Genomic DNA, 23,067 nt, shown 5'->3' with positions numbered 1-23,067 from the left:
TGGTGAATCTGCTGCGCAAGATCCGCAACACTGGGCGGGTGGCCGAAGACGCCCCGCCACGGCCGCAGGAGGAGCGCCCACCCGCAGCCCGCGAGCTCGCCGGCTCGGTACAGGTGCGATGTGTGGACGCCGGGTCGTGTAACGGGTGCGAGATCGAGATTGCCGCTGCGTTCGGCCCGGTCTACGACGCCGAGCGGTACGGGGCACGCATGGTGGCCTCACCGCGGCACGCTGACGTGCTGCTGGTCACCGGGCCGGTGACACGCAACATGGCCGAGCCGCTGCGGCGCACGGTAGAGGCGACGCCGCAGCCACGGCTGGTGATGGCGGTGGGCGACTGCGCCCTGAACTGCGGAGAGTTCGCCGGAGGTTACGGCGTGCAGGGCTCGGTGGCCGATGTGGTGCCGGTGGATATGCAGGTGCCGGGCTGTCCGCCGGAGCCGGGCGCGATCGTGGCTGCGTTACGCACCGTGACCCGCCGGTGAGTCTGATCGGGTCGGCGGTGGCCACAGCCACCGGGCTGGCCGGTGCCGGGGCAGCGGCCGGGGCGTTCGCCCCGGAGCGGGCCCGGCCGGCTGCGGTGGGAGTGTGCACCGCCGGGGTGGGCGTGGCCGGGCTTACCGCCGGGGTGGCGGCGCTGGGCGGCACGCAGTGGTCGGCGAGCCTGCCCGATCTGCTGCCTCTGGCCGGGGTGCACCTGGCGGTGGACGCCCTGTCAGGGCTGTTCATGGCCGTCTCCGGTGCGGTGGTGGCAGCGGCGGCGGTCTACGGCATCGGTTACACCGGGCACGGGGTGTCTTCCCGCAGTGTGCAGACGGTACTGCCCGTTTTCGCGGTCACGCTCGTGCTGGTGCCGGCGACGTCCAGCGTTTCGTCCTTCCTGCTGCTGTGGGAGCTGATGGCGGCCACCTCACTGCTGCTGGTACTGGCAGAACACCGGGCACGGGCCTCGGTTCGGGAGGCCGGGGTGTGGTACGCGGTGATGACGCACCTGGGCCTGGTGGCACTCCTGATCGCCCTGGCGCTGTTCGCGGCCCGCGCCGGAGGCGAGACGTTCGCGGCGCTGCGCACGGGCGCGGCCGGGCTGTCGCCCGCTGTGCGCGGGGCGGTCTTCGTGCTGGCGGTTGTCGCATTCGCGTCCAAGGCGGGCATGGTCCCGCTGCATGCCTGGCTGCCGCGGGCGCACCCGGAGGCACCCAGCCACGTCTCGGCGCTGATGAGCGCGGCCATGGTGAACCTGGGCGTCTACGGCATAGTCCGCGTCGGGTTCGATCTTCTGGGCGGCGGGCCGCGCTGGTGGGGGCTGGTGCTGCTGAGCGTCGGGGCGGTCTCGGCGGTGTACGGAATGCTGCAGGCGGCGATGGCCACCGATGTCAAACAACTGCTGGCGTATTCGACGAGCGAGAACATGGGCCTGGTTCTGGTCGGGCTCGGGGCGGCGGGGATGTTCACCTCCGCCGGGGACCAGCCCCTTGCCGCCCTGGCCCTCGCCGCCGCGCTGCTGCATGTGGTCAATCACGCCGCGTTCAAGGCGTTACTGTTCTGCGCGGCCGGATCGGTGCTGCGGGCCACCGGAGTGCGTGACCTGGACGCGCTGGGCGGGCTGCGCGCCCGGATGCCGGTGACGGCCGGGTTGTTCGCGGTGGGCGCGCTGGGGGCGGTGGCGCTGCCGCCGGGCAACGGCTTCGTCAGCGAGTGGCTGCTGCTGGAGGCGCTCGTCCACGGGCTGGGCGTGCCGGGGACGGCCACCGCCGTGGCGTTGCCGCTGGCGGTCGCGGCGATCGCCCTGTCCGCGGGGCTGGCCGCCGCCACCTTCGTCAAGGCGCTCGGTGTGGGTTTTTTCGCCCGGCCGCGCAGCGCCGAGGCAGCCGCGGCGAAGGAGAGTCCGCCGATCATGCTTGCCGGGATGGGGATGCTCGCCGCCGGGTGCGTCGCCTTGGCGCTGGCACCGGGGATGCTGGCCGGCGGACTGTCCGACGCGGTGGCGGCGGCCGGACTGACCGGACCAGACGGTGGGAGCCCGCTGCCCGGCGGCGGGGTGGACGTGCGGCTGGCCCAGTTCTCCACGACGCTGTCGCCGCTGTGGGTAGCGGCTGCGTTGGCGGCCGCGGGGCTCGCGGTGAGAGTGCTGGTGCGCCTGGTCGCGCGTCATCCACGTCGCACCGGGGCCGAGCTCTGGGACTGTGGCGTCGGCACGCCGAGTGCCCGCATGCAGTACACGGCGACGTCGTTCGCCGAACCGTTGCAGCGTGTGTTCGATGACGTGCTGGCTCCCGAGCAGGACGTCGATGTCACCCCGATACGCGAATCGGCCTACCTGGTCGAGCGGGTGCGCTTCCAGCGAAAGGTCCCGGACCGGATCGAGCACCGCCTGTACCGGCCCGTGATCACGGTGCTGGCCGGTGTGGGCAGCTCCGCACGGCGCCTGGCCAACGGCAGCGTGCACCGCTACCTCGGCTACGGATTCTCCGGGCTGGTCGCCGTCCTGGTGGTGCTGGCGGTGACCCGGTGAGCAGCGTCACCGGGACGGTGGCGGTGCTCACCCAGGTCACCGCCGTGATCGTCGGGGCGCCGCTGCTGACCGGACTGATGCGGCAGGTACGGGCCCGCATGGAGGGGCGGGCCGGGCCGGGGGTCGGGCAACCATGGCGGGATCTGCGCAAGCTGGTCCGCAAGCAGCCCATCACCCCGACAGGAACCGGCGCGGCCTTCCGTTTCGCGCCGCTGCTGCTGGTCGCCACCACGCTCGTGGTCGCCGCGCTGGTGCCGCTGGTATCCACCGCCACCCCGTTGCGCGGCAGCGCCGACCTGATCGTCGTCGTGGCGCTGCTGGCTCTGGGGACGGTGATCCTGGCGCTCGGCGGTCTGGACACCGGGACCGCGTTCGGTGGCATGGGCGCGTCCCGCGAGATGACCGTGGCCGCCCTGGTGGAACCGACCATCCTGCTGTCGGTCGTCGCGCTGTCGATCCCGGCCGGGTCGACCAACCTGCCCGCCATCGTCGCCCACGGCGTCCACGACCCCGCCCGGCTCGCCTCCCCCGCCAGCCTGCTGGCCGCGGTCGCCCTGACCGTGGTCACCCTCGCCGAGACCGGGCGGCTGCCGGTGGACAACCCGTCCACACACCTGGAACTGACGATGATCCACGAAGCGATGATCCTGGAGTACGCAGGCCCCGACCTCGCCCTGATCGAACTCGGCGCCCAGATGCGGCTGACGGTACTGCTGGGCCTGCTCGCCTCCCTGTTCGCCCCCTGGGGAATCGCCACCGGCACCGCGCCAGCGGCCCTGCCCCTGGCGCTGGTCCTGTTCGCCGGAAAGGTCGCCCTGCTGGGCGGCGTCCTGGCCGCGGCCGAGGTCTTCTGGGCGAAGGTGCGCCTGTTCAAGGTGCCCGAGCTGCTCGCCGGCTCCTTTCTGCTCGCGCTGCTCGCCGTCGGCGCCTCGTTCTTCCTGACCGGAAAGTGAGCCTGCTCGTGACCCCATCCTGCCGCCCCGCGCGAGGCGAGCCGCGGTGAGCACCAGCGTGTACACCCAGCTGCTCGACCTGGCCTGCGGAGTTTTCCTGCTCGCCGCCGTGCTGGTTCTGTGGCGCCGCGAACTCACCGCGAGCGTGCGCCTGTTCGCCCTCCAGGGGCTGGCACTGGCCGCCATCGCCGGCTTGCTGGGCGTGCACGAGCACCGCTTCGAGCTGCTGGCCGTAGCCGCCGGGATCGGAGCGCTGCGCGCGGGGGTGCTGCCGTGTCTGATGCGGCGGGTCCTGGCCGCCGGCGGGGAGACCCGGGAGACCGAGCCGCTGGTCAACGTCGCGGCTTCGCTGCTGACCGCAGCCGCCCTCACCCTGCTCGCCTACGCTGCATCCCGCCCCCTGGTGCAGCTGGCCCCCTCCCCGGCGACCCGCGCCCTGCCGGTCGGCCTGGCCGTGATCCTCATCGGCTTCTTCACCCTGGTCACCCGGCGCCGCGCACTGGCCCAGGTGGTCGGCTTCCTGCTGTTGGACAACGGCATCACCGCCGTGGCTTTCCTGGCCACCTCCGGCGTGCCGCTCATCGTCGAGCTCGGGGTCTCCTTCGACATGCTGCTCGCCGTCCTGGTCCTGCAGATCCTCACGACCCGTATGCACGCCGCGTTCGGCGGGACCGACATCGACGACCTGCGGGAGCTGCACGACTGATGACCCCCGTCGCCTCCACGCTGCTGCTGACCGCCCCAGTCGCGGTTGCGCTGGCCACCGCGACCGCATACGCCGTCGTCGGCTGGCAGCGGGCCACCGCCTGGGTGGGAATCGCCTCCCCCACCACGATCCTGGCCTGCGCCATCGCCCTGGCTACCAGCATCCCCGACCACGGGCCGGTCATCGCCTACGGCGGACTGGCGCGCGCCGACGCCCTGTCGGCGTGGATCCTGCTGGTTATCGGCGCGGTCGCGATCCTGGCCTGCGCCGCCAGCCCCGCGTACCTGGCGGCGGAAACGGCCGCCGGACACACCGATGCCCGCGCCGCGCGCCGCTACGGCGTACTGGTTCACACCTTCCTGGCCGCCATGACCGCCGCCGTCCTGGTGGCCAACCTCGGCGTGCTGTGGGTCGCCATCGAGGCCACCACCATCGTCACCGCCTTCCTCGTCGGCCACCGGCGGACCCGCGCCTCGGTCGAAGCCGCCTGGAAGTACGTCGTCATCTGCTCCGCCGGGATCGCCCTGGCCTTGCTGGGCACCGTCCTGATCTACTATGCCGCCCGGCAGGCCGGCATCGCGGAAGCCTCCGCCCTGGACTGGCCGGTGCTCGTCGCCCGGGCGCACGAACTGGATCCGGCCGTCACCCGGATGGGTATCGCCCTGGTCATCCTGGGGTTCGGCGCCAAAGCCGGGCTGGTGCCGCTGCACGCCTGGCTGCCCGACGCCCACAGCCAGGCCCCAGCCCCGGTGTCGGCCCTGATGTCCGGAGTGCTGCTCGCGGTCTCCTTCACCGCGATCCTGCGCTACAAAGTGATCGCGGACGCGGCACTGGGCACCGGATTCGCCCGCACCCTGCTGGCCGGCGTCGCTCTGCTCACCCTCGCCCTGGCCGCCGCCCTGCTGCTCGGCCAACGTGACTACAAGCGCATGCTCGCCTATTCCAGCATGGAACACATGAGCCTGATCGCACTCGGCGCCGCCGCCGGTACGCGTCTGGCGATCTCCGCCGTGTTGCTGCACATCGCCGGCCACGGCCTGGCCAAGAGCGTCGCGTTCTGCTCCAGCGGGCACATCCTGCACCTGCAGCACACCACCTGCATCGGCCGGGTGCGCGGCCTGCTGGCCCGGGCGCCGGCCCTCGGCGCCGCGTTCGGCCTGGCCGTCCTGGCCCTGCTCGGCCTGCCGCCCTTCAGCCTGTTCGCCTCCGAGCTGGCCATCGCCCGCGCCGGTTTCGCCGCGCACCTGGGCTGGGCCACCGCCGCCGCCCTGGTCCTGGTCCTGGCCGCATTCGCAGCCCTGGCCGCCCGCACCGCCCGCATGCTCCTGGGCTCCGCCACCGGCGGCCCCGGCACCGCCGCCGCGCCGGTGCGGTCCGGTGCCGCGGTATGGGTGCCTCTGGCCGTCGGGCTTCTCGCCTGCGCCGCCCTGGGCGTCAGCGACGCCCCTCTGACCCGCCTGCTGTCCACCGCCGCCGCGATCACCGGAGGGCACTGAACCCATGCGCCCAGGCTCCACCTCCCGCACCGACCAGCCCCAGAGCAGCCGCACCGTGATCGACGTCGGTGTCACCGAGCTGCCCCTGCGGGCCCGCGAGATGTCGACCGACAACTGTCGCCTCGCTCTGGTCGCGGCCCACCACGACGGCGCCGACGCCCCGGGCGGCCCGGCCATCCGGGTGGTGTACCTGTTCGTGAAAGGCCCGCCCGACTCCCGCACCGAACTGCACGTCCGCCTCGACCCGGACACCCCGGCGCTACCGAGCCTCGCCCACCTGTCCTTCCCCGCCGGCCGGTTCGAGCGCGAGATGCGTGACCTGCACGGCATCGTCCCGCTGAACCATCCGCTGCCCCGCCGGCTGGTGCGCCATCCACACTGGCCCCGCGGCTGGTATCCGATGCGGCCCGACGCCGGCGACCCGCCGCCCTTCGCTGAGCCCGAGGGCCCCTTCCCGTTCCTGACCGTCGAAGGCGACGGCGTCTACGAGATCCCGGTCGGGCCCGTCCACGCCGGTCTGATCGAACCCGGCCACTTCCGCTTCTCTGTCGTCGGCGAGACGATCCTCAAGATCAAGGCCCGGTTGTGGTTCGTCCACAAGGGTGTCGAAAAACTCTTCGAACAGCGCAACGTCGACCAGGCACTGCCCCTCGCCGAACGGATCAGCGGCGACACCGCCGTCGGCCATGCTCTCGCCTACTGCCTCGCCGTCGAAGAGGCCACCGCCACCCGTGTCCCCGACCCCGCCCAGCGAAAGCGCGCGCTTCTCCTCGAACTCGAACGCCTGCACAACCATGTCGCCGACCTCGGCGCGCTGTGCAACGACGTCGGTCACGGCATCCTCAACGCCCAGGCCCAGCGCATCCGCGAACAGCTGCTGCGCCTCAACCACGAGATCACCGGGCACCGCCTGCTGCGCGGCGGCATCATCCCCGGCGGCGCCGTCATCCGCTCCCTGCCGGATCTCGCCCGCATGCGTGTCCTCGGCGCCGACATCCGCGACATCGTCACCCTCGCTCTCGGCCAGAGCACCGTGCGCGACCGTTTCACCGGCACCGCTCGCCTCGACGGCCGCGCCGCCCGCGACCTGGGATGCCTGGGCTACGTCGCCCGTGCCAGCGGCCTGCGCACCGACGCCCGCCACGCCCACCCGTTCCACGTCTACGGCGACGCCCTCACCGTCCCCGTGCACACCAGCGGTGACGTCCTGGCCCGGTTCCTCGTCCGTGCGGAGGAGATCGACATATCCCTGGCCCTCATCGAGCACCTCGCCGACGGCATCACCCCCGGCGTCACGCGCACCGAGTCGGTGTCCGCACGAGGCGAAGCCTCCGGCTCTGGTTCCGGTTCCGGTGTGGGCATCGTCGAGGGCTGGCGCGGCACCATCACCACCCGCGTCGAACTCGCCCCCGACCGCACCCTGACCCGTGTGAAGGTCGTCGACCCTTCCTTCTTCAACTGGCCCGCCCTGCCCGTCGCCTTGGCGGACACCATCGTCCCCGACTTTCCCCTGACCAATAAGAGCTTCAACCTCTCCTACGCCGGGAACGACCTGTGACCACGCCGCCGGACGGGTGCGGTCAGCCGACTGCGTCGGAGTAGCGTCCGGTGTTGCCGGTCCGCGTGACCAGGAGGTCGAGCAGGTCGACGGTGACCTCGTGCAGGCTCGGCCGGACGGTCGCCTCAGCTGCCACCGGATGGACCGCCGTGGCCGGGAACGACGGGACGAGGATCGTCGGGCAGCCGGCGTCGAGGCCGGCTCGCACACCTGCCTCGCTGTCCTCCAGGACCACGCACTGGGCCGGGTCGACCCCGAGCATCCTCGCCGCTGTCAGGTACGGCTCCGGATGCGGCTTGCGCCGGCTCACCTCGTCCCCGGCAACCGTCACCGCGAACCGCTCGGGTCCGATCGTGACGAGGACGGGATCCATCAGGACCCGAAACGACGACGACACCAGAGCGGTCGCGATCCCGGCGGCGGCCAGGGCGTCCAGCAGCGCGACGGCACCGGGCATGGGGATGATCCGTCCGGGTTCGCCGAACAGCTCGGCGGTCCGCTCGATCAGGAACCGGGCGGCGGCGTGCGGGTCTGCGTCGGGCACCCCGAGCATCGACAGCATCAGGGGCAGGGCGGTGTCGACGCCGTGGCCGATCATTGCGGCCTTGATGTCGGGGGTGAAGCGGGCACCGAGGCTCGCCGCCAGTTCGTGCTCGGCCACCGTCCACAGCGGTTCGGTGTCGACGAGCAGGCCGTCCATGTCGAACAGGACCGCGGCAACACCCTCTCGACCGTCGCGCCCGCGCGGAGGACTCACAGGCCGTGTGCCGTCGCCGGGCCCGTGGGCGTCGAACAGGGGCGCATCCACGAGATCCACAAGGGCCTGCTCTCCTCGGGAGACGAGCCGGCTCCCTGGCAACAGCCGGATCCCTGTCAGACAACCAGCTGCGGCGAACCGGCACCAGAACACGTGATACGGATCATCCACAGCCCGCAGGCCTCCGGCAGCGCGAAAAATCATGATCGTGCCGCCTTCGGCCTGCGACCCGGATCAGTCGGCTCACCGGATGTCCGGATGTCCGGATGTCAGGTGGCGAAGTACTTCGCCTCGGGGTGATGGGCGATGATCGCCGACGTGGACTGTTCCGGCACGAGCTGGAACTCCTCGGACAGTTCCACGCCGACCCGCTCGGGGTGCAGCAGATCGAACACGCCGACCTGCTGCTCGAGATCGGGGCAGGCCGGGTAGCCGAAGGAGTAGCGGGAGCCCCGGTATCCCTGGCGGAAGACCGCGGCCAGATCGCCGGAGTCGGCGACGCCAGTGGGTGTGCCGTCCGGCAGCACCAGTTCGGAGCGGACCCGCTTGTGCCAGTATTCCGTGAGCGCCTCGGTGAGCTGGACCGACAGCCCGTGCAGCTCCAGGTACTCCCGGTAGGAGTTGGCCGCGAACAGCTCGGCGGTGACCTCGCTGATCCGCCTGCCCATCGTGACGACCATGAACGGTACGACGTCGACCTGGCCGGACTCCTCCGACCGGTAGAAGTCAGCCAGGCACAGCCGGCGGTCCCGGCGCTGGCGCGGGAAGGTGAAACGGGCCCGCTCCGAACCGTCCCCGGACAGGACGATCAGGTCCTCGCCCTTGCTCACGCAGGGGAAGTAGCCGTAGACGACGGCGGCCTCCAACATCCGCTCGGAGGCGATGCGGTCGAGCCACATCCGCAGCCGCGGGCGTCCTTCGGTCTCCACCAGCTCCTCGTAGGACGGCCCCTCGCCCCCGCGGGCACCGCGCAGCCCCCACTGGCCGAGGAAGGTCGCCCGTTCGTCCAGGAAGGACGCGTAGTCGGCCAACGGGATGCCCTTGACGATCCGCTCCCCCCAGAACGGCGGCACCGGCACCGGGTTGTCGGTGGCTACGTCCGAGCGCGGCGGCAACTCCGTGGGGATCTGCTCGCCCCGGGCCGTGGCCTGGGCGGCCCGGGTAGCCTTGATCCGCTCGGTTCGTTCCCGGCGGGCGCGGCGCGCCGCGGCGCGCGGGTCGTCGGCGAGCGGCGGCGCCTCACCCCGCTTGGCCCCCATCACCGCGTCCATGAGCGCCAGCCCCTCGAAGGCGTCCCGGGCGTAGCGGACATCACCCTGGTAGAGCTCGGCGAGATCCCCCTCGACGTAGGCGCGGGTGAGCGCGGCGCCACCGAGCAGCACCGGCCAGGTGGCGGCCACCCCGCGGGTGTTCATCTCCGCGAGGTTCTCCTTCATGACCACGGTCGACTTGACCAGCAGCCCCGACATGCCGATCGCATCGGCGTCGTGCTCCGCCGCCGCGGTCAGGATCGCGTTGATCGGCTGCTTGATCCCGAGGTTGACGACGGTGTAGCCGTTGTTGGACAGGATGATGTCGACGAGGTTCTTGCCGATGTCATGGACGTCACCCTTGACCGTGGCAAGCACCAGCGTGCCCTTGCCGCGGGCGTCGGTCCTCTCCATGTGCGGTTCGAGGTAGGCGACCGCGGCCTTCATGACCTCGGCGGACTGCAGCACGAACGGCAGCTGCATCTGTCCCGAGCCGAACAGGTCACCGACGACCTTCATGCCGTCCAGCAGGGTGTCGTTGATGATCGCCAGCGGGTCGCGGGAGCGCATCGCCTCGTCGAGGTCGGCCTCCAGACCGGTCCGCTCCCCGTCGACGATCCGCCGCTTGAGGCGTTCGTCCAGGGGCAGGGCCGCCAGTTCCTGCGCGCGGGTCGGCCCGCCGCCGCTGCCCTCCACACCCTCGAACAGGTCCAGGAACCGCGTCAGGGGGTCGTAGCCGTCGCGACGGCGGTCATAGACGAGGTCGAGAGCGACCTCGCGCTGCTCCTCCGGGATGCGCGACATCGGCAGGATCTTGGAAGCGTGGACGATGGCCGCGTCCAGGCCGGCCTGCACGCACTCGGCCAGGAACACCGAGTTGAGCACCACCCGGGCCGCGGGCTTGAGGCCGAAGGAGATGTTGGACAGCCCGAGGATGGTCTGGACGTCGGGATGCCGGCGTTTGATCTCGCGGATGGCTCCGATGGTGGCGACGCCGTCACCGCGGGACTCCTCCTGGCCGGTGCCGAGGGTGAAGGTCAGTGTGTCGATGAAGATGTCGGACTCCCGCATACCCCACTGGCCGGTGAGGTAGTCGATCATCCGTTCGGCGATCCGCGCCTTCCACTCGACCGTGCGGGCCTGCCCCTCCTCGTCGATGCACATCACCACGACGGCGGCGCCATGCTCGGCGATGATCGGCATCACGTGGGCGATCCGGGAGCCCGGCCCGTCGCCGTCCTCGAAGTTGACCGAGTTCACCACCGAACGCCCGCCGAGGCACTCCAGACCCGCCTCGATCACCGGCGGCTCGGTGGAATCGAGCATGACCGGCAGTGTGGACGCGGTCGCGTAGCGGCTGGCGACCTCGCGCATGTCGACCCGACCGTCCCGACCGACGTAGTCCACACACACGTCGATCATGTGCGCACCCTCGCGGGTGGCGGTACGGGCGATCTCGACGACGTCGTCCCACCGGCTGTCGATCAGCGCGTCGCGAAACGCCCTGGATCCGTTGGTGTTGGTACGCTCCCCGATCATCAGGATCGAGGTGTCCTGCCGGAACGGCACGGACTGGTAGAGCGAGGCCGCGGCGGCCTGCTCGGCTGCCGCAGACTGCTCGGCCGCCGACGCGGCCGCGGATGTGGCCGGGGAGCCCGCATGGGAGGCCGCGCGCCGCGAGGTGAGGCCACGGCCGGCGACCCGCTCCACGATCTGGCGCAGATGCTCAGGTGTGGTTCCGCAGCAGCCGCCGACCAGCACCGCACCGTAGTCGCGGGTGAAGGCGTCCTGGGCGTCGGCGAGTTCTGTCGGGGTCAGCGGATAGGTGGCGCCGTCCCTGCCCAGCACGGGCAGGCCTGCGTTCGGCATGACCGACAGCCCGGCCCGGGCATGCTGGGACAGGTAGCGCAGGTGCTCGTTCATCTCGGCCGGGCCGGTGGCGCAGTTCAGGCCGATCAGGTCGATACCGAGTGGCTCCAGTGCCGTGAGCGCGGCGCCTATCTCCGAGCCGAGCAGCATCGTGCCGGTCAGCTCCACGGTGACCTGCGCGATCAGGGCCACCTTCCGGCCGGTCGCGGCCATCGCGCGGCGCGCTCCGATGATCGCGGCCTTGGCCTGCAGGAGATCCTGGGCGGTCTCGACCAGGATGGCGTCGACGCCACCGGCGAGCAGGCCGGCGACCTCCTGCTGGTAGGCGTCCCGCAGCGGCTGGTAGGTGATGTGGCCGAGGCTGGGCAGCTTCGTACCGGGGCCCACCGAACCGATGACAAAACGGGGCTGGCCGGGCCCGCTCCAGAAGTCGGCAGCCTCACGGGCTATCCGGGCGCCCGCCTCGGCCAGTTCCCCGATACGGTCAGCGATGCCGTACTCTCCGAGATTGGCGAGGTTAGCCCCGAACGTGTTCGTCTCGACTGCGTCACACCCGACAGCGAAGTAGGCGTCGTGTACTGCCCGCACCACGTCTGGACGCGTCACGTTCAGGATCTCGTTGCAGCCTTCATGGCCCTCGAAGTCGTCAAGAGCCAGGTCGGCAGCCTGCAGCATCGTTCCCATGGCGCCGTCGGCTACCACAACGCGCTCGGCCAGGACGGAAAGCAGATCTCCTCGCACGTCGGAAGCGTACCGGTAGCATCACCGCCGCCCGCAGTAGCAGCTTGTGGCCACCGCCGGGTTTGCCCTGCTTACAGCCCTTCCGACCGGCAATATTTTCGTCGGCTGGACGGCAGAGCGGGGCGGGCCGGGTCAGTCTCGCGGTATTTCTCCGGCAGTGGGTCACAAGGATCCACCGGCACGCACGAACGTAGGACGTACCGTTGCACTGTCATAGGGGCAGTGAACCGCCAGGGGGCGGCAGGAGGTGGCAGGTGATCGAGTTCTCCGGTGTCGGTCAGCTACGGTCGCCGATCGTAGTGGCTGCCTTCGAAGGCTGGAACGATGCCGCGGACGCGTCGTCCGCGGCTGTCGAGCATCTGGAGTCGATGTTCGAGGCAAAGGTCATTGGTGCCATCGATCCGGACGACTACTACGACTTCCAGGTGAACCGGCCGACGGTGAGTGGAACCGACAGCGCTCGTAAGATCGCCTGGCCGACGACCCGGCTGTCGGTGGCGCATCCGGCGAACGGCGAGAACGACCTGGTTCTCATCCGCGGTCTCGAGCCGAACATGCGCTGGCGTGGCTTCACCGACGAACTGATCGAAGCCGTGCACGCCCTCGGCAGTGACACGGTGGTCAGCCTCGGCGCCCTGCTCGCGGACTCGCCGCACACCCGGCCGGTGCCGATCAGCGGCACTGCCGGGGATGCCGCCAGTGCCGCCCGCTTCCGCCTGGACCCGTCGAAGTACGAGGGCCCGACCGGCATCGTCGGGGTGTTCGCGGACGCGTGCTCCCGCGCCGGGCTCGCGTCGGTGTCCTTCTGGGCGGCCGTCCCCCACTATGTGGCCAACCCGCCCTGTCCGAAGGCGACGCTGGCGTTGCTGCGGCGGGTCGAGGATCTGCTGGACATCGAGATTCCCCTGGGTGACCTGGCCGAGCGGGCCCGGGCCTGGGAACGTCAGGTGGACGAACTCGCCGCCGGTGACACGGAGGTCGCCGAGTACGTCCGTGCGCTGGAGTCGAGGGAACCGGAAACCGAGCTGCCGGAAGCCAGCGGGGACGCGATCGCCCGCGAATTCGAACGCTACCTGCGCCGCCGCGGGCAGTGATCACATGATCCCCGTGTGGCGTCCCGGGCGCGACACGGGGACCTCCGCACCGCTCCTCGACAGCTGCTATTCCTCGACGATCTCGGCGTCGATGATGTCCTCGTCGTCACGATAACGTGGCGGGCTGCCGGCCATCTTCGCCGGCCGGGAGAAGAAGCTGGCGTCGGCGACGCCCTGGTCGGCTTCTGCCGCCGTCTGCACAGGTGTGGATGCCTGCGGGCGGTATGCCGCGGTCCGCTCGTGCTCCTCGGCATCCCCGGTGCCGGCTCGGGCCAGTTCCGTGACGGCCCGGTCGATCTCCTCGGTGTTCATCAGGCTCCGCAGCCGCAGCAACGCACCGAGCACCTCGCCCTGCTGGTGACGCAACGTCTCCAAGCTGCCGGACAGCTGCGCGATCTGCGTCTCGATGTCGGCGTGGCGCTGCGCCGCGTCCAGCCGGGACTGCTCGATCGCGTCGAAGAGCAGCTTGTCGGCCTGTTCGCGCGCCTTGCGCACGATGGGATGGTTGGCGGCGGAGTCTTCGATCACCTCCTCCAGGGCCCGCTCGGCAATGCTGCGGGCACCCGCGACGATCTCGTCGGCCTCCTGCTGCGCGATCGCCAACATGATGCCGATCCGTCCACCTGCCTGCGCGGATGACCTGGGGGGCAGGTGCGACTCGGCGTCCTGGCGGTGGCGTTCGCTTTCCAACGCCGCCTCGGCGGCGGCCGCTCGCACCGTGACCTGGCTTGCGTACCGCCACAGCGCGTCCAGATACTCCTCGACCTGCTGGGGGTCGTAACCACGCGCCACCTCGTCGAACGTCGGCCGTTCACTGAACGTCGGTCGTTCGCTGTAGGTTCCAGCGTCTGCCCGCTGGTAGTGGGCGCCCATCAAACTGAACATCCTCCAGGCACAACAGGATCAGGGCACGACGGGATCAAGGTCTATCCCAAGTAGCGAGTCGATGATGGCACGCGCCAATCCGGGGGCATCGGGGTCCTGACCGCCCACGGTCACAGTGGTGGTCGCCCAGCGGTCGACCGCGGCGACAGCGCCCGGGGCGTCGAGATCGTCCGCAAGGTGCCGGCGGACATCGTCGAGCAGCGGCCGGGCGTCCGGACCCCGCTCACGGGCGGTTGCCGCCTGCCAACGGTCCAGCCGTTCACCGGCGGTGTCAATCACAGCTGGTGTCCATTCCCAGCCCACAGCGTGATGATGGTCGAGCAGGGCGAGCCGGATTGCCGCCGGTTGGATGCCGCCGCGCAACAGACGGGAGACGAACTCCAGGTTCCCCCTCGACTTCGACATCTTGTGGCCGTCGAGGGAAACCATGGCGGTATGCACGTAGGCACGGGCGAACGGCCACACGCCGCTGGCGACCTCCGCGTGGGCAACGCCACACTCGTGGTGGGGAAACACAAGGTCGGTGCCGCCGCCCTGAATGTCGATGCTGTCACCCAAATGAGCCAGGGCGATAGCAGCGCATTCGATGTGCCAGCCTGGCCGACCCGGTCCGAACGGAGAAGGCCACGCCGGTTCCCCGGCACGTTCCGCGCGCCACAGCAGAGGGTCGAGCGGGTCCTTCTTGCCGAGGCGCTGCGGATCACCGCCACCACCCGCGGCCCGGGTGACCATTTCGGCATGGCTGAGATGGGAGACCTCACCGAACCGGGGAGCCGCGCCGATTGGGAAATAGATGTCCTGCTCGACCTGATAGGCGGCGCCGCGGGCGCGCAGCTGCTCGATCATCTCGATGACGAGCGGAATCGACTCGACCGCTCCGGCGTACACCGCTGGAGGCAGGATGCGCAACGCGGCCATGTCAGCGCGGAACAGGTCGGTCTGGCTGCGGGCAATCTCCCGCCAGTCCAGGCCGTCCCGCCGGGCACGCTCGAACAACGGGTCGTCGACGTCGGTGACGTTCTGGACGTAGACGACGTCGTGCCCGGCGTCCAGCAGGACCCGGTGCGCCAAGTCGTAGGTGAGATAGGTGAATGCATGCCCAAGATGCGTGGCATCATACGGGGTGATCCCGCAGACGTACATTCGGGCTGTCTGCCCCGCGGCGAGCGGGCGCACCGAACGGGTGGCCGTGTCGGAAACCCGAAGGGGTAATCCCCGGCCAGGCAGCCGGGAGCGGGTGGGAGCCGGCCAGGATTGCATGCAGTCAGCGTAGCCGTGTCCACGGACGGAACATGCCTTTCCCCCGATAGTCGCTTCGCGACGATCGGGGGACCCCTGGCTCGAGGGCTGGCCACCGTTCGTGGCTTGCCGATCATCTGGCGATGATCGGCAAGAAAAAGGATTGGAACGCGAAGTCGCTTCGCGACGATCTGCTGGACTCCTGCGCCTGCCCTGTTGTTCAGAAGGGTGGCCAAGGGATTGCGGGCCAGTCACCGGAAGGTGTCGGAAAGCGGCGTTCGGTCAACAGCCGGACTACTCGGGCCCGCAAACCGTTGATCTCCGCATCGGTGAGAGGGCCGGCGAGCGTCCCCGCGAGAGAGCCATCGAGTGCCTCCCGCAGACACGTCAGCAGTTCCACCTCGTCGGCGTGCAGACGCTGCCCCCGCCACGTCCACAGCACTGTCCGCAGTTTGTTCTCGACGTGAAAGGTCACCCCGTGGTCGACGCCGTAGATGCGCCCGGACGGGGCGGGCAGCAGGTGACCACCTTTGCGGTCGGCATTGTTGACCACGGCGTCGAACAGGGCGATCGTCCGCAACTGAGGATCGTCGGAGCGGGTGAGGGCGAACAGGTCGACGGTCTCGTCGACGTCGATCCACAGCTGGACCATGCCCACGCCGAAAGGGCCGCCCCGCAGCACCGTCGGCGGCACGATCCCCACGCCGGTTTCCTCGGAGACCAGGTAGGCCGCGCGTTCGCGGCCGGCCAGCGTTCCGTCGGGGAAGTCCCACAACGCACGCTCGCCGCGAACCGGCTTGTAGACGCACCGGCCGCTGACACCGTCCAGGCTGATCTCGCAGTACAGGGTCGTGTTGCTGGCCTCTACCAGGCGTCCGGTGACGGTGATCTCACCGTTACCGAGCAGTGTGAGAGCGTCGGACGCGTCGAGACCTCCGGCGTCGGCTGGGTCGAGTGCCGGACGTCCGGGCGGCGTGACGTTGGAAGCGTGCTCACTCACGCCCCTAAGTCTGGCTGCCCGTACGCGCACTCGTCCCTCCCTCTCCGGCCAGAAGCAGCCTCTCCGGCCAAAGGCGGCTCGATCATTGTTGATGCGCCGCCAGAGGAGAGCACAATCACCCTTGGCTATGACCCGCCGCCGACGATGGCGTCACCATCGTCGGCGGCAGGCGTCCGCGGTGCTGGTAGCAGGTCTGCGACGGCACCGCCCCGGTCGTTCACCCGGATCATGAACGGTCGCCGTTCGGTGTAACGGATGACGGTGAGTGAACAGGGATCCACCGAAATTCGCTGGAACAGGTCGAGGTGCATGCCCATGGCGTCCGCGACGATCGCCTTGATGACATCGCCGTGGGAGCAGGCCAACCAGACCGTGTCCGGTCCCAGCCGGGCGTTCCAGTCCCGCACCGCCGCAACGGCCCGGTACTGGGTGTCGCGCAGGGCCTCTCCCTCGGGGCCGGGGAAGACCACCGCGCTGGGGTGTTCCTGGACGGTCCGCCACAGCGGGTCGGCGGTCAGCGCCCTCATCTCCTGACCGGTCCAGTCGCCGTAGTGGCACTCCCCGAGCCGGTCGTCGATGGTGACGACATCCCTTCCCTCGGCAGCGGAAACCGGCACGACACCGGGGATGCGCCCGACCTGCTCGGCGTCATCGACCCGCTCGCCCTGGTGCGAAGCGATCGCCTCGGCGGTCTCGCGGCAGCGTTGCAGGGGACTTGAGACAATGGCGGTGAGCGGGATGGACGCCAGACGCTGGGCCAACGCCTGAGTCTGAGCTCGGCCTCTGTCATCCAGACCGACTCCCGGCGTCCAGCCGAGGAGGATGGAACCGGTCACCGCGGTCAGCCCGTGGCGTACGAGCAGGACGGTGGTCACCGGGCCTGCCGGACGCCGGCTACCACGCCTGCTGTCACACCATGCGCAACGTTCACACCATTCGCAGCGATGGCAATGGTGGCAACGAACGCCTGCACGACGCTCATCTGCTCGACACTCGTCTCCACAATGATCATTGTCATGGCGTGGGCGTAATCACTCCCGAAGCCACCAGTAGAAGTACCAGGCTACCCAGCGCCACTCGATATGCGAAGAACACCATCGTGCTGTGCCGGACGAGGAACTTCAACAGGCCGGCTATGGAGGCGTGGCCGACGCCGAAGGCGAGGATGGTAGCGAGCAGCGTCGGTTCCGCGCCCGCGCCGCCGGTGCCACCGATCTTGCGGAGCTCCAGAAGGCCGGAGAGCACCACGGCGGGGATCGACAGCAGGAAGGAGCGCCGTTCGTCGAGCGTCGCGTCAACGCCGGGACGAGGGCGGGGACGACCAGGACATCACCAAATATCACCGTCAGTCGCTATCGGCGGCACTCCGGATTCGGCGTGGAACAACATGTCTGCCGGTCGCTCTAAACTGCCGGCATGCCGGCCGAGACCATCTCCACCGACGCACTGCCCAACCTGACCAGGGACGGGGTGCCAACGGTCGACCCGGCCGGCGGCGCGGCCGTGGTGTTCGGTGCCTTTTGCGCGGCGGGGCTGTGGCCGGGGCTCGGCCGGACGACCGCGGCGCGCCTGCCCGAAGCCGGGATCCGTACGCCCTCCGACGTCGACGCGACCCGGCTGGCGACCGTCCCGGGTGTCTCCCCCGCCCGGGCCCGGCGGTTGGTGGATTCCTTTTCCGCAGCCGGGAACGCTTATGCCGCGGCCGAGTTGCTGGTCCTGGCCGATCTGCCGGTCCGCCTGGTCCGCAGGTTGGTCGACGAGCTCGGGCCGGGTGTGGGCGACGCCCTGCGCGCCGATCCATGGGCGCTGCTCGCCGCGGGCGAGGCGGAACTCGCCCAGGCCGACCGGCTGGCCCGCGCGATGGGTGCGGGCCGTGACGACGGCCGGCGTGGTCCTGCGGTGGTCGCGCACCTGCTGCGCCGCGCCGCGTTCCGGTTCGGGGATACCGCGGCGCCGGTGGACACGCTCCTGCGGACCGCCGCCCGCGACGGGGTCGTGGACCCGGCGGCGGCGCTGGGTACCGCGGTCGAGGAAGGCCGGATGGTCGTCACCGACGGGCTGGTCGCGCTCGAGCGGTACACCACGGCGGAACAGACCCTGGCCGAAGGGGTCGCGCGGCTGCTGGCCATTGCCGAGCCGCTGCGTCCCGGGTCCGTACGGCCCAGGACACCTGCCGCACCGGCACGTCCGACGGCCGCTACCGAAAACGACGATCTTCCTGACATGTTCGACGACTTCGACGGCGAAGACGTCGAGGACGACCCCGGGGAGCCCGCGGACCCTGAACCCGTCGCCGTCGCCGAGGGAGCGGAGGACGAGGACGAGGACGTCGCCGCGGTCCTGGCCGGTCTGGACGAGACCCAGCTGCATGCCGCCCGCACCGCCCTCGACGTCGGTGTGAGCGTGCTCACCGGCGGGCCGGGAACGGGCAAAAGCCGAACGGTCGCCGCGGTCGTGCGTCTGGCCCGCGCAGCCGGCGCGCAGGTGGCTCTGGCGGCTCCGACCGGTCGGGCCGCCAAACGCCTGGAGGAGCTGTGCGGGTGGCCGGCGAGCACACTGCACCGGCTGCTACAGGCGCAGGGGATGTCCGGGGCCTTCGCGCGTGACGTCGACAATCCGATCGAGGCGGACCTCGTCGTGGTCGACGAGGTGTCCATGCTGGACGCCGAGCTCGCCGCGGCCCTGCTCGACGCCTGCGCGGATGGCACCCATCTGCTGCTCGTCGGGGATCCGGCACAGCTGCCCAGCATCGGCCCGGGCCGGGTGCTGGCGGACCTGCTCGCGGCCGGGGTGGCGCCCGTGACCGAGCTGCAACGCCTCTACCGGCAGTCCGAGGGCGGGGGGATCGCGACGCTGGCGATGGCCGTTCGCGCCGGTGAGCTGCCCGCGCCTCCGTCCGGACCGGACCGCGAGGTGGTGGTGGTACCCACCCGCGGCGCGGGCGAGGCGGCGCACCGGGTCGTCCAGCTTGTCACCGACTCCATCCCGCGGGCGCTGGGCATACCTGTCGCGGACGTCCAGGTGGTGACTCCCGTCCACGGCGGTCCCGCGGGGACGGAGGCGCTGAACGCCGCGCTCAAGCAGGTGCTCAATCCCGGGGGCGGGAGCAACGGCGGGTTCGACGTCGGGGACCGGGTCGTGGCCACCGCGAACCATCTCGACGACGGGTTCGCCAACGGCGAGATCGGCGTGGTGACCGCTGCCGGTGACAAGGGCGCTCTCACGGTGGCGTTTCCCGGTGGGGACGTGGAAGTCCCCGGTGGGGCTGTCGGGGATCTGCGACACGGCTGGGCGGTTACGGTCCACCGTGCCCAGGGCAGCGAGTGGCCGGCGGTGGTGGCCGTGTTCCCCCCGGAGGCGGGCCGGATGCTGACCCGTCCCCTGATCTACACCGCGTTGACCCGGGCGCAGCGGCATCTGTCGGTGGTGTCCGTGAACGGCCCGGGACTGCGGGCCGCGGTGCACCAGTCCGGTGGTCGGCAGCGCTGCACACTGCTGCCGGCCCTGCTCGCCCAGGAGATCCAGCCTGAGGCGGCCGACGAGGAAGGACGATAGCCCGGACCATGGGCCCATCCGAACTTTCCTCCGCCCCGGAAAGGGGCGCGGGACGTCGACCGGCCGACACCGACGATCGGCAGGCTGGCACTGTGAGTACCGTCTCGCTGGTGAGTGCCGACTTTTCCGGGAGCCCGGTGGTGGATCTGCCCGCATCGGGTGCGGTGTCCCTCGCACCGACGGCGGTGTCCGTCGCACCAACGGCGCCGGCACCGGCTGTGGTACCAATTGTGCTACCAATTGTGGTATCGGATGTGGCTCCAGCGGTGGCACCCTCCCCGGATGCGGCACGCACCTCGTCGGCGGCCGATTCCAGCGGAGTCGGGCGGCGTCCGGCCGCCCGCAGGTGGGCGGTGCACGAGGAGCGCTGGGTGCGCAGGCTGTTGCTCGTCGCCACCGTCGCCGCGATCGTGACCGGGGCCTTCCTGCGCTTCGCGACCCCGAGCCACCTGTGGCTGGACGAGTCGCTGACGGTGGAGATCGCCCGCAGACCGGTCGGCGGACTGCTCGACGCACTGCGGCGTGACGGCTCACCGCCGTTGTACTACCTCTCGCTGCACGTGTGGATCATGATGTTCGGGACCGGTGACGTTGCCGTCCGCGCGCTGTCGGGCATCCTGTCGCTGGTCACCCTGCCGGTCGCCTGGGTCGCCGGTCGCCGGGTCGGGCGGGTGGCTGCGATGTTCGGCAGCGGTGACGCCAACACCCTGCGGCGGGCGGGCATCGCGGCCCTGCTGCTGTTCGCCTGTTCGCCCTACGCGATCCGCTACGGCAGCGAGACCAGGATGTACTCGCTGGTCGTCCTGCTGGTTCTGCTGTTCGGGTTGGCCCTGGTGCGGGCGTTGGAACAGCCGACCCGCCGCCGGCTGGTGGTGCTGACCGCGGCCACCTCGGCGCTGGTCTACACCCACTACTGGACGTTTCTGCTGCTCACCACGGTTGCGGTGTTCCTTGCGGTGCAGGCGCTGCGCAGGGTGACCTACCGCCGCTCGGCGCTGTCGGCCCTGTTCGCGATGATCGCCTCGGCGGTGGTGTTCGCGCCGTGGATGCCGTCCTTCCTGTTCCAGATGTTGCACACGGGCACGCCGTGGGCGGCTCGGGTGCAGGCGCAGATCCTGCTGGACACGGTGTTCGACTGGGCCGGTCCCACCTCGACCGGCGCGCTGCTCGGGGTGGTGCTGCTCGGTGCGGCACTGCTCGGTCTTACCGGGAGACCTCAGGACGACGGGTTGCACATCGTCCCGACCGGGCGTGTGCCAGGACGCTATCTGGCCGCATTGTGGCTCGTCCCACTAGCCCTCGCCTATCTGGTCAACACCACAGGCGGTAGCGCCTATACGGAGCGCTACACCGGGATCTCGCTGCCGGCCTTCCTGCTGCTCGCCGCGCTCGGCATCGGTCTCCTGCCCGGACGGGTACGCGCCACGATCCTGGTCATCGTCTGCGTGACCGGACTGTTCGGTGGTTGGCACATGACCCGGCAGGAACGCACCCAGGCCGCCGAGATCGCGAACCGGATCTCGGCGCTGGCCCGGCCGGGTGACGTGGTCGCCTACTGCCCCGACCAGTTGGGTCCGGCGGTGTACCGGGCCATCGAGCGCCGCGGTGGCCTCGACGTCAGGCAGATCGTCTACGCCGACACCAGTGGGCCGGCGCTGGTCGACTGGGTCGACTACGCCGTTCGGATGCGACGGGCCAGCGGCGCGGACTTCGCCGCCCGGGTGAACGCCATGGCCGGACCCGGCCATGCGGTGTTCCTGGTCCGGGCGGATGGCTACAAGACCCTGGAAGGAGCCTGCGCGGTCGTCTCGGACCAGCTGGCAGCCCTGCGTGACCGCACCTTCCAGGTTGACCGCCGCATGGTCTACGAGGGTGCCTCGCTCGAACGGTTCTCAACTCTGCGCTGATCGACTCTGGATTCCTGTATCCCCTGGGAGATTCCTGTATCCCCCAGGGGCCGATCGACGGCACGCAGGCTCAGCGTCATCACCAGGAGCGCCATCGGTAACGTGTAGTGGTTGAAGTACGACTGTTTGTTCATGACGTCGAGGGTCAGCAGCACCACGGCGGCGCCCACGCAGAACCCGGCCGCGTCCGAGCGCGCCCGCCAGGCCAGCCAGTAGGCGCCTGCCAGCGCGAGGAGCATCGGGGCGAATCCGGTCCTGACACCGGCGTGGACCAGCACGCCGGGTATGGACAGCGAGTCACCCCGGACGGGGTAACGCAGGTTGGTCATCACCGCGTCCGCCCAGAAGTCCGCCGGCCCGGCCAGCACCCAGGGCGCGACCAGCGCCGCCGCGGCGGCGGCCGCCACGAGCACCCGCCTCGGCCCGAATGCCGGCCACACCGCCGCGACCGGAACCAGCAGCGCCAGATGCTGCTTGCTGGCGAGGGCGAGGGCGAACGCGGCGACCGCCCAGCCCGTCCGGCCCGCGCGCACCGCCCACACCATCCCGGCCAGACAGGCGACGACCAGCGGTTCGGTCCAGGACTGCTGCAGCGCGTACATGGACCCGGGGAAGACCAGCACCACCAGTGGCAGCGCCGCCGGGACGTCGGTCTCCGCGTCCCCGTCCCCGTCCCCGTCGGGGGCTATCGCACCGGCGATCCGGCGGATCGCGACGGCGGCGAGCACGAGCGCGAACAACAGGCCGTAACGGACGTCCCCGAGCAGCAACCGGAACGGTGCGAGCAGCAGCGTCGTGCCGGGCAGGTAGGGGTAGACGTCGAACAGCCCGTAAACCGGGTACTCGGCGCGGCTGGGCGCCCACTGCTGCCGGTACATGTCCGCGCCGTCGAGCAGGCCGCGTCCGGAGACCTGCAGCAGGTGGAAGACGTCGATCCGGGGCGCCGGCGAGGCGAGGATCATCGCGACGCCGGCGCCCACGACCAGGCCGACCACCGGCCAGAAGCATGCCGGCGAGGCGAGCCGGCGGGCTGCCCTCCGGCGGCTCGTCGGTGTCGAAGAGCTCGTCGGTGTCGAGGGATGTGCCCGCAGCAGGAGCGAGCCTGCGGTGAGCAGTCCGGCGGCCACCCCGAGCGCGTCGGAGACGTCCGCCCACCTCCCGGCCGCGTAGTAGCGGGGCCGCAGCGCCACACCGACCGCGAGCACCCCGGCCAGTCCCGTCCATGCGGCGCCATGCCAGTGCCACGCACGCCGCCGCAGTCGGTCGGCGAGGCCGGCCGCGGCCAGCAGTACGGCGATCCAGCCGGCGAGCACGAAAACCAGCGGCCAGGGGCCTCGCCCGTCGCCCGCGCCGATGCCCACCGCGACTGCGCTCCAGCCGATCAGCAGCAGGGCCGCTGTCCCCCGATCCGGGTGGCCCGGGGACACCCGCCCGGGTGTGGTGGCCGGATTTTTCGCCCTGGCGGGTAGGGGCACTGCCATGACGTGCACCATGCCAGAGTGCGCGTGGGCGGCCGCCGGGCGGAGCCGAACCCGTTCGCCGGGG

The 23,067-nt window shown here is 70.7% G+C and carries 17 protein-coding genes and 1 pseudogene; 9 read left to right on the top strand and 9 right to left on the bottom strand.

Annotation, left to right across the window (positions count from 1 at the left end; all coding sequences use genetic code 11):
• Positions 1-2: 2 nt before the first annotated feature.
• The 6 genes from CV1CTNOD_RS12050 to CV1CTNOD_RS12025 are packed head-to-tail and all read left to right on the top strand — an operon-like array spanning position 3 to position 7,225.
• The gene (locus tag CV1CTNOD_RS12050; RefSeq protein ID WP_131786204.1) at positions 3-485 is read left to right on the top strand and encodes an NADH-quinone oxidoreductase subunit B family protein; all 483 of its coding nucleotides are present in this window, start codon (positions 3-5) and stop codon (positions 483-485) included.
• Positions 482-2,512, top strand: coding sequence for a proton-conducting transporter membrane subunit (locus CV1CTNOD_RS12045; RefSeq protein WP_131786202.1), 2,031 nt, complete (start codon positions 482-484; stop codon positions 2,510-2,512). Before CV1CTNOD_RS12050 ends, CV1CTNOD_RS12045 begins: the two co-directional genes overlap by 4 nt.
• Positions 2,509-3,465 carry a respiratory chain complex I subunit 1 family protein gene (locus CV1CTNOD_RS12040; RefSeq protein ID WP_207386375.1) on the top strand — a complete coding sequence of 319 codons (957 nt, stop codon included), beginning with the start codon at positions 2,509-2,511 and terminating at the stop codon, positions 3,463-3,465. The genes CV1CTNOD_RS12045 and CV1CTNOD_RS12040 overlap by 4 nt, the downstream gene beginning before the upstream one ends.
• Before the next feature lie 46 nt (positions 3,466-3,511).
• Positions 3,512-4,171, top strand: coding sequence for a hypothetical protein (locus CV1CTNOD_RS12035; protein WP_131786200.1), 660 nt, complete (start codon positions 3,512-3,514; stop codon positions 4,169-4,171).
• Positions 4,171-5,667 (top strand): proton-conducting transporter membrane subunit, encoded by a 1,497-nt coding sequence (locus CV1CTNOD_RS27345; RefSeq protein ID WP_131786199.1) that lies wholly within the window; start codon positions 4,171-4,173, stop codon positions 5,665-5,667. The genes CV1CTNOD_RS12035 and CV1CTNOD_RS27345 overlap by 1 nt, the downstream gene beginning before the upstream one ends.
• A 4-nt stretch (positions 5,668-5,671) precedes the next feature.
• Entirely contained in the window at positions 5,672-7,225 is a 1,554-nt protein-coding gene (locus CV1CTNOD_RS12025; RefSeq protein WP_131786197.1) for an NADH-quinone oxidoreductase subunit C, read from the top strand.
• Positions 7,226-7,247: 22 nt separating this feature from the next.
• On the opposite strand, the gene CV1CTNOD_RS12020 is transcribed toward CV1CTNOD_RS12025, so the two are convergent.
• Together CV1CTNOD_RS12020 and metH are read right to left on the bottom strand one after the other, a co-directional pair.
• Entirely contained in the window at positions 7,248-7,982 is a 735-nt protein-coding gene (locus CV1CTNOD_RS12020) for an HAD family hydrolase (RefSeq protein ID WP_278043899.1), read from the bottom strand.
• Between the two features lie 269 nt (positions 7,983-8,251).
• Positions 8,252-11,785 (bottom strand): methionine synthase, encoded by a 3,534-nt coding sequence (gene metH / locus CV1CTNOD_RS12015; RefSeq protein WP_431607104.1) that lies wholly within the window; start codon positions 11,783-11,785, stop codon positions 8,252-8,254.
• A 311-nt stretch (positions 11,786-12,096) separates the two neighbouring features.
• Here metH and CV1CTNOD_RS12010 point away from each other — a divergent pair, with 311 nt between their 5' ends.
• Positions 12,097-12,936 carry a PAC2 family protein gene (locus CV1CTNOD_RS12010; protein ID WP_131786193.1) on the top strand — a complete coding sequence of 280 codons (840 nt, stop codon included), beginning with the start codon at positions 12,097-12,099 and terminating at the stop codon, positions 12,934-12,936.
• Positions 12,937-13,002: 66 nt separating this feature from the next.
• On the opposite strand, the gene CV1CTNOD_RS12005 is transcribed toward CV1CTNOD_RS12010, so the two are convergent.
• The 6 genes and pseudogenes from CV1CTNOD_RS12005 to CV1CTNOD_RS11985 all read right to left on the bottom strand — a co-directional run.
• Positions 13,003-13,809: a hypothetical protein gene (locus CV1CTNOD_RS12005; protein ID WP_131786191.1), complete on the bottom strand. Its 807-nt coding sequence runs from the start codon at positions 13,807-13,809 to the stop codon at positions 13,003-13,005.
• 30 nt (positions 13,810-13,839) lie between these two features.
• Positions 13,840-15,081, bottom strand: a complete 1,242-nt coding sequence (gene mshC, locus CV1CTNOD_RS12000) for a cysteine--1-D-myo-inosityl 2-amino-2-deoxy-alpha-D-glucopyranoside ligase (RefSeq protein WP_131786190.1) — start codon at positions 15,079-15,081, stop codon at positions 13,840-13,842.
• 199 nt (positions 15,082-15,280) lie between these two features.
• Positions 15,281-16,060 carry an SCO1664 family protein gene (locus CV1CTNOD_RS11995; RefSeq protein ID WP_131786189.1) on the bottom strand — a complete coding sequence of 260 codons (780 nt, stop codon included), beginning with the start codon at positions 16,058-16,060 and terminating at the stop codon, positions 15,281-15,283.
• 125 nt (positions 16,061-16,185) lie between these two features.
• On the bottom strand, positions 16,186-16,935 hold the full coding sequence (locus CV1CTNOD_RS11990) for an MSMEG_4193 family putative phosphomutase (RefSeq protein WP_131786187.1): 750 nt from the start codon (positions 16,933-16,935) through the stop codon (positions 16,186-16,188).
• Positions 16,932-17,078 carry a hypothetical protein gene (locus tag CV1CTNOD_RS24685; RefSeq protein WP_165485460.1) on the bottom strand — a complete coding sequence of 49 codons (147 nt, stop codon included), beginning with the start codon at positions 17,076-17,078 and terminating at the stop codon, positions 16,932-16,934. Before CV1CTNOD_RS24685 ends, CV1CTNOD_RS11990 begins: the two co-directional genes overlap by 4 nt.
• Positions 17,075-17,329, bottom strand: a pseudogene (locus tag CV1CTNOD_RS11985) (undecaprenyl-diphosphate phosphatase); the annotation flags it as partial. The gene CV1CTNOD_RS24685 and the pseudogene CV1CTNOD_RS11985, both read right to left, overlap by 4 nt.
• A 147-nt stretch (positions 17,330-17,476) precedes the next feature.
• On the opposite strand from CV1CTNOD_RS11985, the gene CV1CTNOD_RS11980 reads away from it, so the two are divergent.
• Both CV1CTNOD_RS11980 and CV1CTNOD_RS11975 read left to right on the top strand, forming a co-directional pair.
• Complete coding sequence (locus CV1CTNOD_RS11980; protein WP_131786186.1) at positions 17,477-19,615, top strand: AAA family ATPase; 2,139 nt, start codon at positions 17,477-17,479, stop codon at positions 19,613-19,615.
• 8 nt (positions 19,616-19,623) lie between these two features.
• Positions 19,624-21,522: a glycosyltransferase family 39 protein gene (locus CV1CTNOD_RS11975; RefSeq protein ID WP_131786184.1), complete on the top strand. Its 1,899-nt coding sequence runs from the start codon at positions 19,624-19,626 to the stop codon at positions 21,520-21,522.
• Here CV1CTNOD_RS11975 and CV1CTNOD_RS11970 read toward each other — a convergent pair.
• Positions 21,480-23,003 (bottom strand): glycosyltransferase 87 family protein, encoded by a 1,524-nt coding sequence (locus CV1CTNOD_RS11970; RefSeq protein ID WP_131786182.1) that lies wholly within the window; start codon positions 23,001-23,003, stop codon positions 21,480-21,482. The genes CV1CTNOD_RS11975 and CV1CTNOD_RS11970 overlap by 43 nt on opposite strands.
• Positions 23,004-23,067: the final 64 nt, after the last annotated feature.

The organism is Protofrankia symbiont of Coriaria ruscifolia, from assembly GCF_900634745.1.
Taxonomy (GTDB): Bacteria; Actinomycetota; Actinomycetes; order Frankiales; family Frankiaceae; genus Protofrankia; species Protofrankia californiensis.
Note: the sequence above shows the minus strand (reverse complement) of the source record. Positions and strands in the feature narration are given on the sequence as shown.

What these genes read in the sequence shown, in the direction of transcription:
- CV1CTNOD_RS11970 (WP_131786182.1), bottom strand. Translation starts at nt 23,003, where the DNA reads ATGGCAGTGCCCCTACCCGCCAGGGCGAAAAATCCGGCCACCACACCC.
- CV1CTNOD_RS12025 (WP_131786197.1), top strand. Translation starts at nt 5,672, where the DNA reads ATGCGCCCAGGCTCCACCTCCCGCACCGACCAGCCCCAGAGCAGCCGC.
- CV1CTNOD_RS11975 (WP_131786184.1), top strand. Translation starts at nt 19,624, where the DNA reads ATGGGCCCATCCGAACTTTCCTCCGCCCCGGAAAGGGGCGCGGGACGT.
- metH (WP_431607104.1), bottom strand. Translation starts at nt 11,785, where the DNA reads ATGGGAACGATGCTGCAGGCTGCCGACCTGGCTCTTGACGACTTCGAG.
- CV1CTNOD_RS12005 (WP_131786191.1), bottom strand. Translation starts at nt 13,809, where the DNA reads ATGGGCGCCCACTACCAGCGGGCAGACGCTGGAACCTACAGCGAACGA.
- CV1CTNOD_RS11980 (WP_131786186.1), top strand. Translation starts at nt 17,477, where the DNA reads ATGCCGGCCGAGACCATCTCCACCGACGCACTGCCCAACCTGACCAGG.
- mshC (WP_131786190.1), bottom strand. Translation starts at nt 15,081, where the DNA reads ATGCAATCCTGGCCGGCTCCCACCCGCTCCCGGCTGCCTGGCCGGGGA.
- CV1CTNOD_RS24685 (WP_165485460.1), bottom strand. Translation starts at nt 17,078, where the DNA reads ATGACAATGATCATTGTGGAGACGAGTGTCGAGCAGATGAGCGTCGTG.
- CV1CTNOD_RS27345 (WP_131786199.1), top strand. Translation starts at nt 4,171, where the DNA reads ATGACCCCCGTCGCCTCCACGCTGCTGCTGACCGCCCCAGTCGCGGTT.